The organism is Streptomyces montanisoli (genome assembly GCF_017813245.1).
In the GTDB taxonomy this organism is placed as follows: Bacteria; Actinomycetota; Actinomycetes; order Streptomycetales; family Streptomycetaceae; genus Streptomyces; species Streptomyces montanisoli.
In genome coordinates this window covers 90,211-104,201 of sequence record NZ_JAGIQL010000004.1, presented here as the reverse complement: position 1 = coordinate 104,201, position 13,991 = coordinate 90,211, and the positions used below count along the sequence as shown (strand labels likewise).

The window sequence follows — 13,991 nt, the reverse complement described above, 5'->3', positions numbered from 1 at the left end:
CGGCTGTTCGTCTCCCCCGCCGCGCGTGGCAGGGGCGCGGGCGCGCTGCTGCTGCGGCGGGCGGCCGCGGCGGCCAGGGCGGCGCACCGGCAGCCGCTGCTCGACGTGGTGGACTCGGACGTGGCGGCGCGCGCGCTGTACGAACGGCTCGGCTGGCGCCTGCTGGCGACCGCGCGGCAGGAGTGGGACGGGGGCCGCACGGTCACGCTCCACTGCTTCGCCGCGGCCGGGTAGCGGGCGGCGCCAGCCCGGTTCACCCAGGATCTCCGGCGCGGGCAGCATGGTCGCGCAGCCAGGACAGGATCAGCTCAAGACGGTGCACACGGTGGTCCGGGCGGCCCGTGGTCGCGAAGCCGTGGGACGCGCCCGGGTAGCGGGCGAGCACCACCTCGTGCCCCGTCCGCCGCAGCGCCGCGTAGAACTGCTCCGACTGCTCGACGGGGCAGCGCTGGTCGCTCTCGCCGTGGATCAGCAGCAGCGGCGTCGTGACGGCGCGCGCGTGCGCGAGCGGCGAGCGGTCCCAGAGCTCGGCGGCGCCTGCCGCGTCCAGGACGTCCGCGCCCCCGAACTCGTGGCTGTTGACGGTGAACCCGTTGTCCGACGTGCCCGCCTTGGACACGAGGTTGGACAGCGAGCGCTCGGAGACGGCGGCGCGGAAGCGGCCCGTCCTGGTGAGCGTCCAGTTGGTGAGGTATCCGCCGTAGCTGCCGCCCGCCAGGTAGAGGCGGTCGGGTGCGGCCACGCCCGTGGCCACCGCGAGGTCCGCGAACGCCGTCAGGTCGTCGACGTCACCGCGCCCCCAGGCGCCAACGCTCAGCGCCCTGAACGGGGTCCCGCGGCCCGCGCCGCCCCGCACCTCGGGCAGCAGCACATGGAAGCCGGCGGCGACGTAGCCTTGCGTCTCCACGTCGAAGGCGTTGCCGTAGACCATGTGCGGGCCGCCGTGCACCCGCAGCAGCAGGTCTCCGCGCTCGGCGCCGGGCGAGCGGTAGAGCAGCCCGTGCAGCGGGAGGCCGTCAGCGGATGTCGCGGTCACCTCCTCGGGCGCGACGGGCCGCACGGCCCGCGCCCAGGCGGTGTTGAACGACGACACGCGCCGTCCCGCCACGTACAGTTCGGCCGGCTGCGTCGCCGACTCCAGGCACACGGCCGCCACGCCGTCCCTGACGGCGAAGTCCACGACGGAGCGTCCTGGCGCGGTGGCCCGGCGGGCCGTGCCGTCCGCGCCGCCCTCGTACAGCGCGACCTCGCCCGCCGTCGTCACGGCGAAGACGATCCGCTCCCCCGCCGTCGCGAGCAGCCGGGGTGCGCCCAGCGGGCGGGCGTCGGCGAGCAGCGCGCGCTCGCACTCCAGGTCCTGGCCGGGGAAGGCGGGACGCCCCTCGTCCGCCCACCACACGCGCGGCGGCTCGACGCTGTGGCCCGCCACGCCGCTGGCGAGCGCGACCGGGCGGCCCGACGCGGTGACCGCGAGGGCGCGCACGAGCGACGGGCAGCGCCACACCGGCGCCTCGCCGCCCGTGACCAGGTCGTGCCGCCACACCTGGGTCGCGGGGTGCAGCTCGTCGCTGTGGCGCGGGCGCGCCGCGTAGAACACCCCGCCCCTGCCGTCGGGCGCCAGGCAGCTGAGCCGCGCCTGCTCGCCGCCCGCGCGCAGCAGCCGCGGCGCGCAGGACGTGCCGTCGTGGGCGATCCGCAGCAGCCACAGCTCGTCCAGGGGCTCGACGGGCCCTGCGGCACCGTCGTTCTTGTAGCGCAGCCAGTCCACCACCACGGGCGCGGACGCCGTGGACGCGGACGTGGACATGGACGGGGGCGGGGCCTTGGGCTTGGCGTACAGCGCGAGCAGGTGCTCGTCGTCGAGCCAGGCGAACTCGGCGGGGTTGCCGTCAGGCGCTGCGTCCAACGGCGCGGGGACGCCTCCGGCCGCGGGTACGAGCCACAGCCGCCGCGCGCCGTCGCGGTCGCTGCGGAAGGCGACGCGGCCGCCGTCGGGCGCGATGGCGGGCGCGGTGTCGGACCAGGCACCTTCGCCGCCGGTGAGCGGGTACGGCGCGGGGCCCGCACCGGGATCGGAGCCGGGGCCGGAATCCGGGCCGGGCGCGGCGGCGGAAGGCGTGGCGAACCGCCAGAGCCTGCTGCTGTAGCGCTCCTTGCCCTCGTCCACGCTCTGCACGGCCGCGACGGTCCAGCCGCCGCCGGGCGCCACGTCCGGCGCGCCGACGAGCGCGAGCTCGGCCAGGTCGTCAGGGACGATCCTCCGCACGGGCGCCTCCTCGCCGCTCATGCGCGGTCACCTCCGCCCGTCGTGGCGGCCGCGAACTCCGCCTTCGCACGCTCCAGCAGCTCGGGCCGGGTGAACAGCGAGGTGACCACGGCCGCGAGCACCGCTCCCCCGTCCAGCACGGCGGCGTCCGCCTGCTCGCCCGCCGCTCCCGCCGCGAACTCCCGCGTGTGCAGGGCCGCTCCCGGTACCGCGCACACGTACGGGTGCAGCGCGGGCAGGAGTTGGCTCACGTTGCCCATGTCCGTGGAGCCCGCGGGCCCGGACCAGCCGCCGCCGGGCGGTATCGGCCGCCCCAGCGCGCCGAACGCCTCGGCCGCGAGATCCGCGAGCACCGGGTTGGCGAGCACCGGGTCGTAGGCGGGGGCCACCTCGTCGAAGGTGCACGACGTCCCCGTGGCGATGGCCGCGCCCCGCACGCAGTCGCGTACGGCGTCCAGCAGACGCCCGCGCAGGTACCCGCTGTCCAGGGAGCGCACGAACATCTCGACCCTGGCGCGTTCCGGGATGATGTTGATGGACTGCCCGCCCTCCGCCACGCGTGCGTGGATGCGGGAGTCCGGGGTGGTCTGCTGGCGCAGCAGCCCGATCGCGACGAGCAGCAGGGTGGCGGCGTCGAGCGCGTTCCTGCCACCCTCGGGCGCGGCGGAGGCGTGCGAGGCGCGCCCGGTGAAGACCGCTTCGAGGGAGAGGCGGCCCAGGTTGGTGCGGGCCACCGCGTCGTACCCGGCGGCGTGGGCCATGACGGCCGCGTCGACGCCGTCGAGCACGCCGGCCTCGATCAACCGCACCTTGCCCCCGCCGCCCTCCTCGCCGGGGCTGCCGATCACCAGCAGCCGTCCGGGGGCGCCGCGCTCGGCCATCAGCGCCGCGGCGGCCAGGGCGGCGCCGGCGCCGGCGGCCGCGATGACGTTGTGCCCGCAGCCGTGGCCGAGCCCGGGCAGCGCGTCGTACTCGCAGAACACCGCGACGGTGGGACCGCGCCCGCCGCCGTCCCCGGCTTCGCCGCCGAAGTCGCGTGTGGCGCGGAAGGCCGTGTCGAGGCCGCCGATGCCCGCCTCGACGGCGAACCCGTGCGCGCCGAGCAGCGCGCGCAGTCGCCCGGCCGCCGCGTGCTCCTCGAACCGAAGCTCCGGCTCGGCGTGGATCGCGTGGCTCAGCGCGAGCAGCTCGCCGCGCAGTTCCTCCGTGCGGGCGCGCGCCTGGGCCGCGAGGCGCCGCACCGCGCCGCCGTCCCCGTACGCGTCGCCGCTCACGCCCCCGCTGACGCCGCCGGTCACGCCGCCACCTCCGCGGTCTCTGCGTAGTGACACGCCACCGTCCGCCCCTCGCCGCCCACAGGACGCAGCGCCGGCTCCTCGGCGCGGCAGCGGTCCGTCGCGAGGGGGCAGCGCGTGGAGAACACGCACCCCTTGGGCCGGTCGAGCGGGCTCGGCAGATCGCCGGCCGACACGGCCGCGCGCCGCTGCTCGTCACGGCCCTGGCGGCGTGCACGCGGCCTGGGCACGGTCGCCAGCAGGAGCTGGGTGTACGGGTGGCGCGGATCCGCGAACAGCGTGGATGTGGGCCCCTGTTCGACCACGCGTCCCAGGTACATGACGGCGGTCTCGTGCGCGAGGTAGCGCACGAGCGCGAGGTCGTGGCTGATGAACAGGTAGGCGAGGCCAAGTTCCCGCTGGAGCCGCCCGAGCAGGTTGACCACCTGGGCCTGCACCGACACGTCGAGCGCAGACACCGCCTCGTCGCACACCACGAACTTCGGTTCGAGGGCCAGGGCGCGTGCGATGGCCACCCGCTGCCGCTGCCCGCCGGACAGCTCGTGCGGGTGGCGCTGCGCGTACGCGGCGCCGAGGCCGACCAGGTCGAGGAGTTCCGCGACGGTGCGCGCGCCGCCGGGCCCGCCGAGCGGCACGCCGTGCACCCTGGCCGGCTCCGACAGGATCCGTTCGACGGTCATCCTGCCGTTGAGCGCGTCGTACGGGTCCTGGGACACGGGCTGGATGTCCCGGCGCAGCAGCCGCAGTTCCTTCTTCGACAGCAGCGCCACGTCCCGCCCGCCGACGGTGACCGTGCCCTCGCTGGGGCTTTCCAGGGCGAGCAGCAGCCGCCCCGTGGTCGACTTGCCGCAGCCGGACTCCCCGACGACGGCGACGATGCGCCCCGCGCCGACGGACAGGTCGACGCGGTCCACGGCGGTCAGCGTTCTGCGGCCCGCTCGGGTGCGCACGGTATAGCGCTTGGTGAGCCCTTCGGCCCTGATCAGCGGGGCGCCGGCCGTCTCGCGGCCCGCCACGGCCAGGGGTCGTGCCGTCATGGCGTGCCCTCCTCGTCGGCGGTGCGGCCGTCTTCCGCGGCCGCGGTGTTCTCCGGGTACCAGCACGCGGCGGCGGAACCGCCGGGGGTGATGGCGGCCAGTGGCGGCCGCTGCCCGCACTTCTCGCGCGCCTTCGGGCACCGGTCGCGGAACGGGCAGCCCTCCGCGCGCTCGCCGAGCGGCGGCACCCGGCCCGGGATGGTGGGTAGTTCGCCGGCGAGCGGGGCGTCCGGGTCGGGCACCGACGCCAGCAGGGCGGCGGTGTACGGGTGGTGGGGGCGCTCCAGTACCTCGTCGAGCGGTCCTGACTCCACGACGCTGCCCGCGTACATGACGACCACACGGTCGGCGATCTCGGCGACGACGCCCATGTCGTGGGTGATGAAGATGACGGCGGCGTCCCGCGTCGACTCCCGCAGCAGGGCGAGCACCTGCGCCTGGACGGTGACGTCGAGCGCCGTGGTGGGCTCGTCCGCGACGACGAGGTCGGGCGAGCCGGCCAGCGCGATCGCGATCATCACGCGCTGCCGCATGCCGCCGGAGAGCTGGTGCGGGTGGCTGCGGGCCCGCACGGCCGCGTCGGGGACGCCCACGGACGTCAGCAGTTCCACGGCGCGTGCGCGGCGCGCGGCCCTGCCGTGGGTGCCGTGGATGGCCATGACCTCCTCGATCTGGGCGCCCACGGACATCAGCGGGTTCAGCGCGGTCGCCGCGTCCTGGAAGATCATGCTGACCTTGGCGCCGCGCAGCGCCCGCCACTGGCGCTCGCTCCTGCCGACGAGCTGGTCCCCGTCGAGCACGGCGGAGCCGGTGACGGTGGCGCTCTCGGGCAGCAGCCCGCTGAGCGCGAGGGCGCTGAGCGTCTTGCCGCAGCCCGACTCGCCGACGACGGCGACGGTCTCGCCGCGGCGCGCGGTCAGCGTCAGCCCGTCCACGGCGTCGAGTCCGGGACCGAAGGAGACGCGCAGGTCGCGCACGTCGAGGACGGTGTCCCCGGTGCGCGCGGGCGCGGCCGCGGTGTCAGGTGCCGTCGTCACAGCGGCCATCCCAGGGTCTCGGTGGGGACGTCGAGCGCGGCGGGCTCGCGCGGCGCCGACTTGCCGTGGTGCGCGGCGAGTTCGCCCGCAGGGCCGATCCAGATGTCCCCGAACTCCTTCGCGTCGCTGAGGAGTTGCCGCAGCCACAGGACGCGTGCCGGGCGCCCGGACTGCCAGGGGTGCATGGTCAGGTTCACCAGGCTGCCCGTCTCGCGGGCCCCGGCGAGCTCGGCGTGCCACGCGTCGTACAGGTCGCCGGCGCCGTAGGGCGGGCGGGTCTCGCCGCCGCCGGTGTAGCGGTAGTACACGGCGTCGTCGGTGGCCCAGTCGACGGGGATCTCGACGAGTTCGCCGATGCGGTAGGGCCGGTCGTCGCCCATCACGGAGCTGTCGTAGGCGAGTCCGAGCCCTGCCAGGGTGTCGAACGCATCGGGTGACATGCGGAAGCTGGGCGAGCGGTAGCCGGTGGGCGCGGTGCCGCTGATCTCGCCGAGCAGGTCGCGGGCGCGGGTGAGGGTGGAGCGCAGCTCGGCGTCGTCCAGGTAGGCGGGCGGCTCGTGGCACCAGCCGTGCAGGGCGAGTTCGTGCCCGGCGGCGTGGATCTCCTCGACCGCGGGGCGGTATGTCCTGGCGATCCAGCCGGGTACGAAGAACGTGGCACGTACGCCGGCGGACTCCAGCGCGTCCAGGATGTTGTGGACGCCGCGCCGTGGCCCGTAGCGCCGCTGCTCCAGCTCGGCGACGTCGCCGGGCGGGTCGTTGCGCAGCCGCCACAGCAGCGGGGACTCGCCGTCGAAGTCGAACGTCACGCACAGTCCGGCGCGGCGGCCGTCGGGCCAGGGGTAGGTGCCGGTCATCGGCCGCCCTCCTTCCCCGGTGCCGGGGCCGGGGCCGGGGCCGGGGCCGGGGCCGGGGCCGGCGGGGTGTAGTCGCCGGCGGTACGGCCACCGTCCACCGCGAGGGTCGTGCCCGTCACGAACGACGCGTCCTCGGAGGCCAGCCACAGCACGGCCGCCGGGGCGTCGCCCGGCCCCGAGGTGCGGCCGAGCGGGATCCTGTCGCGCATGCCGCGTATGTGCGCGTCGGTGAGCGCGCTGACCTCGCTGCCCGGCGCGAACCCGGGCTGGACGGTGTTGATCCGGATGCCGTGCCGGGCGACTTCCAACGCCATGGAGCGGGTCAGCGTCTCCACGGCGGCCTTGCTCGCCGCGTACACCGAGCCGGTCGCGCCGGGGCGTACGGCCGCGCCGGACGAGATGTTGACGATGCGCCCGCGCACGCCCGCGGTGATCATGGCGCCGATCGCGCGGCGCGACAGCTCGTACGGCGCGACGACGTTCACGTCGAGGATGCGCCTGACCTCGTCGGGCCCGGTGGTGGCGACGGGTGTGCGCGGGTAGAGGCCCGCGTTGTTGACCAGCACGTCAGGTGCGTGCCAGGTGCCCGCGACGGCGTCGCCGAGGCGGCCGAGGTCCCCTGGCTCGGCGAGGTCCGCGGCGAGGTGCCGGGCGCCGAGCCGCTTCGCCAGCTCGGCGAGCGGCTCGGGGCGGGCGTCGGTGAGCAGCAGGTCGGCGCCGGCCGCCGCGAACGCCTCGGCGATCCACGTGCCGAAGATCCCGGCGGCGCCCGTCACCACCACCCGCGTGCCGTTGAATTCGTCCCGGTAGTCGCGCACGGTCATGCCTCCTGTGAAGTGCCGGACGGGGCGGTGGGAATCGGGGCGGTGGAAGTCGGCGCGGTGGAAGTCGGGGCGGTGGGACCGGTCGTCCCGCCGGGGCGCAGCCAGCCGGGCGCGCGTCCACCGCGCCCCGGGCCGCGCCTGCGGAACGGCTTCCTGGACACGCTGCGCGTCGGGTCGAGCCGGTCGCGCACGGTGTCGCCGAGCAGGTTCACGGCGAGGACGAGCCCGAACAGCGCGAGGCCCGGGAAGGTGACGAGCCACCAGGCCGAGGCCACGTAGTTCTGGCCGTCGGAGAGCATCGAGCCCCACGACGCGGTGGGCGGCTGGACGCCGAGGCCGATGAACGACAGCGACGCCTCGAACACCACCATCAGGCCGAGTTCCAGGGTCGCGACGACCACGGCGAGCGGCAGCACCTCGGGCAGCACGTGCCGGGTGACGATCCACCGGCCGGGCGCCCCGACCGCGACCGCGCCCCGCACGAAGCCGCGCTCCCGGGTCTCCAGCACGCTCGCGTAGGCGATGCGGGTGTAGCGGGGCCAGCGCACCAGCGCCAGGCAGATGACCACGTTGGCCAGGCTGGGCCCGAGCACGGCCACCACCAGGATCGCCAGCAGGAAGAACGGCACCGACAGCGCGATGTCCGCGACGCGCATCACGACCACGCCGACCCAGCCGCGGTACCAGCCCGCGAGCACACCGACGAGCACGCCGAAGGCGCCTGAGACGACGACCGTGGCCGCCGCGACCGCGATGGAGACGCGGGAGCCGTAGAAGGCCCGGCTGAGCACGTCGCGGCCGAGCGCGTCCGTGCCCAGCAGGTGGAAGTGGCCGTGGACGGTGGTGAAAGGGCCGCTCAGGCGCGCCACCAGGTCCGCGTGGTTCGGGTCGAACGGCGAGATCAGCGGCGCGCACAGCGCCACCAGCACGTACAGGACCACCACCACGGCCGGGATCAGCCCGCGCCGGCGCCCCGTCCGGCCGGTCACCTTCTGGCCGCTCATGTCCCGGCCGCCTTTCCGAGTGTGCTGATGCGCGGATCGAGGAACGCGTAGGCGAGGTCCGTCACGAGGTTCACCACGATGTACACGAGCGCCGCGAGGATCACGATGGCCTGGACGAGGGGGAAGTCACGGCCGTCCACGGACTGCACGGTGAGCTGGCCGAGCCCCGGCCAGGCGAAGATCAGCTCGGTCACCACCGAGCCGCCCAGCAGGTTCGCCACCTCCAGCGCGAGGACGGTGAGGATCGGCACGGACACGTTGCGGGCGAGGTGGCGCACCACCAGCCGCGCGGTCCCCGCGCCCTTGGAGCGTGCGGTGCGCACGTAGTCGCGGCCGAGTTGCTCCAGCACGGCGCCGCGCGTGATGCGGGCGACGGTAGCGGCGGACAGCGAGGCCAGGGTCACGGCGGGCAGGATCAGCGAGGTGATGCCGCCGTAGCCGGTGGAGGGCAGGATGCGGAAGGTGACGGAGAAAAGCAGGATCAGCAGGATGCCCGTCCAGAACGCCGGCATGGCCTGCCCGACGAGGACGACGGGCATCAGGACGCGTTCCGGCCAGCGGCCCCGGTTCAGCGCCATCACCATCCCGGCGCCGACGCCGAACACCACCGAGAGGAACAGCGCGGAGAGCGCGAGATCGATGGTGTAGGGGACGCGCTGGGCGATGAGGCCGAGCGCCGGCTGGTGCTGGACGTAGGAGTACCCGAGGTCGCCGTGCAGGAGCCCGTCGAGGAAGTTCAGGTACTGGTGCCACACCGACACGTCGAGCCCCAGCTGCCCCCGCAGCCGCGCGATGTCGGCGGCCGTGGCACCCTGCGGCGCCAGCAGCCTGGCCGGGTCGCCGGAGAGCCTGAGGGCGAAGAAGACGGCTGTGGTGACGCCCCACAGGGCGATGAGCGCCTGGCCGAGGCGCGTGCCGAGGTACCCGGCGGCGGTGGCCACTGCTCCTCGGTTCATGACGTGAACCTCATGTCGGCCACGTAGAAGCTCTGCTGGGCATCTGGATGCCACAAGAGCCGCTTGTTGGCCCCGTAGATGGAGTAGATCTGGAAGAGGCCGACGCCCGGGGTGTCCTTGTCGAGGATGCCGTAGGCCTTGGCGTAGAGGCGGTCGCGTGCCACCGGGTCGATGGTCCTGCGCGCCTGGTCGACGAGTGCGTCGAAGTCGGGGTTGTGGTACGAGCTCCACACCGTGCCGCTGCGGAACAGCGGATAGGCCACGCCGTCCGCGTCGAGGCAGGAGCAGGACCACTGGCCGAAGCGGATGGAACCCCAGTCGTGCGAGGGGCTCTGCACCTTCTTCAGGTAGGTGGCCTGGTCGGAGTTGACGATGGAGACCTTGAGACCGGCGTCCTGGATGTTCGCCTGGATGACCTGCACGATCTGCGGGTCGTACGTGGGCGACGTCGCCATCACCACGGTCTTGCCGGCGGCGCCGGCCTGCTTGATGAGGCCGCGTGCCTTCTTCGGGTCGTACGTGTAGGGGGACAGCTGCTCGGGATAGCCGACGGCGAGCGGGGTCAGCACGCTGTTCACGCGTTTGCCGTAGCCCTGCTCAAGCGCGCTGATCAGGGCCTTGTAGTCGATGGCGAGGCTGATGGCCCGCCGCACGCGCGGGTCGTCGGTGGGGCCGCCCTTGATGGTGTTGAACGCGAGGTAGCTGACGCGTTCCGTGGGCGCGGACAGCACCTTGAGGTTGCTGGCGCTCTTCATCTGGATGGCCGTGTCCGGCGTCATCCCGTCGGCGATGTCCGCCTTGCCGGACGTCAGGTCCGCGACGCGGCTCGCCGGGGACGGCACGGCGCGGAACGTGACGCGCCTGATGGGCGGTTCGGCCCCCCAGTAGGACTCGTTGCGCTTGAGGACGACCTGCGAGCCGGGTATCGCCGAGACGAAGCTGTAGGGCCCCGAGCCCATCGGGCGCACGTTGAACCGGTCGTTGCCGACCTTCTTCACGTACGCCTCGGGCACGACCGAGAGCGTGGTGAGGTACGTGAGCAGGGTCGGGGACGGGTACTTGGTGGTGAGGATGAGGGTGTCGCCGTGGCCGGTGGCCGACGCGATGGCGGAGAAGTTGGCGTACTGCTGACTGCCGAACTTCGGGTCGAGTATCCGCTGGACGCTGAACGCGGCGTCGGCGGCCGTGAGTCGGCTGCCGTCGCTGAAGCGTACGTCGTCGCGCAGGGTGAACACCCAGGTGGTGGGGTTCGTGCGGCGCCAGTGCGTGGCCAGCCAGGGGATGGGCTTGTTGGTCTTCGGGTCGCGGTGCAGCAGCTGGTCGAAGATGTTGCGGTAGACGGAGTACGAGTCGGTGTCGTACTGGAGCCCCGGGTCGAGGCTCGACGGGTAGCCGGCCAGGTCCGCCGTGAGCCGGGCGGACCCGGGGGCGGAGCCGCCGGTGGTGGTGGGCAGCGCGCACGCGGTCAGGGACGCGGCGAGTAGCGCCGCGAGACCGCCGAGCGCCGCTGCCCGGGGCGCCCGGAGCCCCCGGAACGCGGTGCGTGTCCGGGTGGTCCGGGGGTGCCGGGGAGCGCGCATGGTTCGTCTCCTGCCGGGATGTGCCGGTGAGTTGCCGCCGCTCGGGCGGTCAGCCGGCCGACGGTGTCGGTATGCGGGAGTCGACGGCGAGCGTCGGGACGTCGACCGTGACGGTCTCGGGGTACTTGATGCCCGCGCCGGTGTTGAGCACGACCGTGCGGTCGCCCTCGCGCAGCCAGCCCGAGGCCCTCAGCCGCTTGGCGGCGGCCATGCAGGCCGCTCCCTCGGGACAGATGAACGCGCCTTCGTGGCGGGCCAGTTCGGCCTGCTCGGCGAGGAGTTCCGCGTCGCTGACGGCGATCGCGGTGCCCTCGGTGGCACGCACCGCGTCCAGCACGAGGAAGTCGCCGAGCGCCTTGGGCACGGTGATGCCGAAGGCGACGGTGTGCGCGTCGGGGAACGGCTCGCTCTCGTCCTTGCCGGCCTCGAACGCCTCGACGATGGGCGCGCACCCCTCGGCCTGCACGGCGACCAGGCGCGGCAGGTCGCCCCCCAGCCAGCCCAGCTCGCGCATCTCCAGCAGGGCCTTGTAGATGCCGATGTGGCCGACGCCGCCGCCCGCCGGGTAGAGGATCACGTCGGGGGCGTGCCAGCCGAGCTGCTCGACGATCTCGTAGCCCATGGTCTTCTTGCCCTCGAGCCGGTAGGGCTCCTTGAGCGTGGAGACCTCCTGGTAGCCGGTGCGCTCGGCGACGGCGGCGGCCACGAGCTTGCCGGCGTCGCCGATGAGGCCGTCCACGAGGTACAGCTCGGCGCCTGCCACCACGCACTCGGCGCGGGTGATGGCGGGGGCGTCCACGGGCATGGCGATCAGGCTCTTCATCCCGGCGCGCGCTGCGTACAGGGCCCAGGCGGCGCCCGCGTTGCCGTTGGTCGGCATGGCGACGCCGGTGACGCCGAGCTCCTTGGCCCGTGACACGCCGGCGGCGGCGCCGCGCGCCTTGAAGGTGCCGGTGGGCACCAGGCCCTCGTCCTTCATCAGCAGTCCGGGGACGCCGATGGCCGCGCCGTACGACGGCAGGGGCAGCAGCGGGGTCATGCCCTCGCCGAGGGAGACGATGTTCGCCTCGTCCCTGACGGGCAGCACCTCGTGGTAGCGCCAGAGGTCGGCGGGGCGGGTGGCGATGTCGGCGGGGGTGACGGTCGCCGCGACCTGTTCGAGGTCGTAGCGCGCCAGCAGCGGCGCTCCGGCGTCGCTCACGCCCTGGACCTGGTCGGCGTCGTAGCGCTTGCCGGTCTTGGAGCATTCGAGGTGGCTGAGGGCGGAGTGCGGCATGGGTCTCCTCGTAGGGACGGGCAGGAGTGGTTTGGATTTTGGATTCAAATCATGGGCGCGTCAAGGGTCTGTCTCATCCCTTGTCGGGATAGTCGAAAGACGCTGCCCGCGGGCCCCCGCGGGGGCGGTCGCGCCGCGCGGGGCCGCAGGCCGGGCGCGCTGCACACCGTGCCGCCACGGGATGCCGGCCACACCGCACCGCCGCAGCGCGCGGGGCGCGCCGACGGCGCTGCACACGGACCACGGGGGTACGTGGGCGTCCGCCCGGCCACGGCGGCGCCGAGGGGTGCCGGCCGGCTTCACCACCACGGGGCCGCCGGGCGTTGCCCGCCGCGCGGACGGGAGGCCGTGGGGCGCCGCAGATGAGCCGCGGAAGCCCGGCGCCCGGCGCCGGGAAGTACCGGCTTCGCCACCACGGACCGCCGGATGTCACCGCCGCGCGGACGGGGGCCGTGGGGCTCCGTACACGGCCCGCGGAGGCCCGCGAGTGCCCGCCTGGGCCGCGGCCGCGACGAGAGGCACCGGTTCCGCCGCCATGGGTTGCCAGGTGCGCCCGCCGCGCCGGGGGGCGCCGCAGATGAGCCGCAGGAGCCCGGCCCGGTGCCGGGAAGTACCGGCTTCGCCACCACGGACCGCCGGATGTCACCGCCGCGCGGACAGGGGGCCGCAGGGCGCCGCACACGGCCCACGGAGGCCCGCGGGTGCCCGCTCGGGCCACGGCCGCGCCGAGAGGTACCGGCTTCGCCACCACGGGCCGCCGGGCGCGCCCGCCCCGCGGACGCGGGGCCGTGTGCGCCTCAACATGACCCACGGAGACCCGCGGGTGCCCGCTTGGGCCACCCGCGCCGAGAGGCACCGGCTTCGCCACCACGGGCCGCCGGGTGCGCCCGCCGCGCGGACGGAGGCTTGCGGGGCGCCGCAGATGAGCCGCGGGAGCCCGGCCCGGTGCCGGGAAGTACCGGCTTCGCCACCACGGGTCGCCAGGCGTGCCGCCCCGCGGACGTGGGGCCGCAGGGCGCCGCACACGGACCGCGGAGGTCCACGGGTGCCCGCCCGGCCACGGCCGCGGCGCGAGATACCGGCTTCGCCACCACGGGCCGCCGGGGGTGCCCGCCGCGCGGACGCGCGGGGTGCGGCGGTGCGGGTCAGTTCGTTGGGCGGTACGGGGTCGGGGAGTCCGTCTTCACGACGCCCCCGAACGCCTCGGCCGCGCGGCGCACGTGCCGGCGGGAGAGCCGTTCCGCGAGCGCGGAGTCGCCCGCCGCGACCGCGGCCATGATCGCCTCGTGCTCGTCCAGCGCCTCGGGGACGCGCCCCGGCACCTTGGACGACGAGCCGGAGGCGAAGCGCAGCTGCCCGCCCAGGTTGTCGAGGATCTGCGCGAGGCGCGCGTTGCCCGACGCGTGCCAGATCGCGCGGTGGAAGGCGACGTCCACGGCGCTGTAGCCCTGGCCGCCGTCCTCGTCGAGCACCCTGCGCTGCTCCTCGTACAGCGGCCGCAGGACGCGGCGTACGAAGCCCTCGGCGTCCGGGGCGCCGGCCGCGTTGCGCGCGGCGATGCCGTCGAGCGCCTCGCGCAGCTCGTAGATCTCCCGCATGTCCTCGATGGCGACCTCGGGGACGAAGTAGCCGCGGTGCGGCACGGCGACGAGGAAGCGGTCGCGTTCGAGCCCGGCGAGCGCCGACTTGATGGGGGTGGGCGACAGCGCGAGCCGCTCGGACAGCAGCCGCACCACCACCTTGGAGCCGGGCGCCAGCTCACCGTCCACGAGCATCTGGCGGATCTCCCGGTACGCCTGCTCCTTGTAGGTTTGCCGCTCGATCGCCATGGGACCGCATCATGGCATCCGTCCGCCACT

The 13,991-nt window shown here is 74.6% G+C and carries 12 protein-coding genes; 1 reads left to right on the top strand and 11 read right to left on the bottom strand.

Annotated elements, in window-relative coordinates:
• On the top strand, nt 1–234 hold a 234-nt coding region (locus JFN87_RS02525), incomplete at its 5' end, for a GNAT family N-acetyltransferase (RefSeq protein ID WP_209338161.1).
• A 19-nt stretch (nt 235–253) separates the two neighbouring features.
• Here the strand turns inward: JFN87_RS02525 and JFN87_RS02520 are convergent.
• The 11 genes from JFN87_RS02520 to JFN87_RS02470 all read right to left on the bottom strand — a co-directional run bounded on the left by JFN87_RS02520 (nt 254) and on the right by JFN87_RS02470 (nt 13,961).
• Nucleotides 254–2,287, bottom strand: coding sequence for an alpha/beta hydrolase family protein (locus tag JFN87_RS02520; RefSeq protein WP_209338160.1), 2,034 nt, complete (start codon nt 2,285–2,287; stop codon nt 254–256).
• The gene (locus JFN87_RS02515; protein ID WP_209338159.1) at nt 2,284–3,564 is read right to left on the bottom strand and encodes a M20 family metallopeptidase; all 1,281 of its coding nucleotides are present in this window, start codon (nt 3,562–3,564) and stop codon (nt 2,284–2,286) included. Before JFN87_RS02515 ends, JFN87_RS02520 begins: the two co-directional genes overlap by 4 nt.
• The gene (locus JFN87_RS02510; protein WP_209338158.1) at nt 3,561–4,598 is read right to left on the bottom strand and encodes an ABC transporter ATP-binding protein; all 1,038 of its coding nucleotides are present in this window, start codon (nt 4,596–4,598) and stop codon (nt 3,561–3,563) included. Before JFN87_RS02510 ends, JFN87_RS02515 begins: the two co-directional genes overlap by 4 nt.
• Nucleotides 4,595–5,644, bottom strand: a complete 1,050-nt coding sequence (locus JFN87_RS02505) for an ABC transporter ATP-binding protein (protein WP_209338157.1) — start codon at nt 5,642–5,644, stop codon at nt 4,595–4,597. The genes JFN87_RS02510 and JFN87_RS02505 overlap by 4 nt, the downstream gene beginning before the upstream one ends.
• Complete coding sequence (locus tag JFN87_RS02500; protein WP_209338156.1) at nt 5,632–6,492, bottom strand: polysaccharide deacetylase family protein; 861 nt, start codon at nt 6,490–6,492, stop codon at nt 5,632–5,634. Before JFN87_RS02500 ends, JFN87_RS02505 begins: the two co-directional genes overlap by 13 nt.
• On the bottom strand, nt 6,489–7,316 hold the full coding sequence (locus JFN87_RS02495) for an SDR family NAD(P)-dependent oxidoreductase (protein WP_209338155.1): 828 nt from the start codon (nt 7,314–7,316) through the stop codon (nt 6,489–6,491). The genes JFN87_RS02500 and JFN87_RS02495 overlap by 4 nt, the downstream gene beginning before the upstream one ends.
• Complete coding sequence (locus tag JFN87_RS02490; RefSeq protein ID WP_209338154.1) at nt 7,313–8,320, bottom strand: ABC transporter permease; 1,008 nt, start codon at nt 8,318–8,320, stop codon at nt 7,313–7,315. The genes JFN87_RS02495 and JFN87_RS02490 overlap by 4 nt, the downstream gene beginning before the upstream one ends.
• Complete coding sequence (locus tag JFN87_RS02485) at nt 8,317–9,276, bottom strand: ABC transporter permease (protein WP_209338153.1); 960 nt, start codon at nt 9,274–9,276, stop codon at nt 8,317–8,319. The genes JFN87_RS02490 and JFN87_RS02485 overlap by 4 nt, the downstream gene beginning before the upstream one ends.
• On the bottom strand, nt 9,273–10,856 hold the full coding sequence (locus JFN87_RS02480; protein WP_209338152.1) for an ABC transporter substrate-binding protein: 1,584 nt from the start codon (nt 10,854–10,856) through the stop codon (nt 9,273–9,275). Before JFN87_RS02480 ends, JFN87_RS02485 begins: the two co-directional genes overlap by 4 nt.
• A gap of 49 nt (nt 10,857–10,905) precedes the next feature.
• A complete protein-coding gene (locus JFN87_RS02475; protein WP_209338151.1) occupies nt 10,906–12,132 on the bottom strand; it encodes a threonine synthase in 1,227 nt (408 codons plus the stop codon).
• Nucleotides 12,133–13,277: 1,145 nt separating this feature from the next.
• Nucleotides 13,278–13,961 (bottom strand): GntR family transcriptional regulator, encoded by a 684-nt coding sequence (locus tag JFN87_RS02470; protein ID WP_209338150.1) that lies wholly within the window; start codon nt 13,959–13,961, stop codon nt 13,278–13,280.
• Nucleotides 13,962–13,991 lie beyond the last annotated feature (30 nt).

Excerpts from the sequence above, each read along its gene's own strand:
- JFN87_RS02520 (WP_209338160.1), bottom strand. The coding sequence starts at position 2,287 with ATGAGCGGCGAGGAGGCGCCCGTGCGGAGGATCGTCCCTGACGACCTG.
- JFN87_RS02510 (WP_209338158.1), bottom strand. The coding sequence starts at position 4,598 with ATGACGGCACGACCCCTGGCCGTGGCGGGCCGCGAGACGGCCGGCGCC.
- JFN87_RS02505 (WP_209338157.1), bottom strand. The coding sequence starts at position 5,644 with ATGGCCGCTGTGACGACGGCACCTGACACCGCGGCCGCGCCCGCGCGC.
- JFN87_RS02500 (WP_209338156.1), bottom strand. The coding sequence starts at position 6,492 with ATGACCGGCACCTACCCCTGGCCCGACGGCCGCCGCGCCGGACTGTGC.
- JFN87_RS02495 (WP_209338155.1), bottom strand. The coding sequence starts at position 7,316 with ATGACCGTGCGCGACTACCGGGACGAATTCAACGGCACGCGGGTGGTG.
- JFN87_RS02490 (WP_209338154.1), bottom strand. The coding sequence starts at position 8,320 with ATGAGCGGCCAGAAGGTGACCGGCCGGACGGGGCGCCGGCGCGGGCTG.
- JFN87_RS02485 (WP_209338153.1), bottom strand. The coding sequence starts at position 9,276 with ATGAACCGAGGAGCAGTGGCCACCGCCGCCGGGTACCTCGGCACGCGC.
- JFN87_RS02480 (WP_209338152.1), bottom strand. The coding sequence starts at position 10,856 with ATGCGCGCTCCCCGGCACCCCCGGACCACCCGGACACGCACCGCGTTC.
- JFN87_RS02475 (WP_209338151.1), bottom strand. The coding sequence starts at position 12,132 with ATGCCGCACTCCGCCCTCAGCCACCTCGAATGCTCCAAGACCGGCAAG.
- JFN87_RS02470 (WP_209338150.1), bottom strand. The coding sequence starts at position 13,961 with ATGGCGATCGAGCGGCAAACCTACAAGGAGCAGGCGTACCGGGAGATC.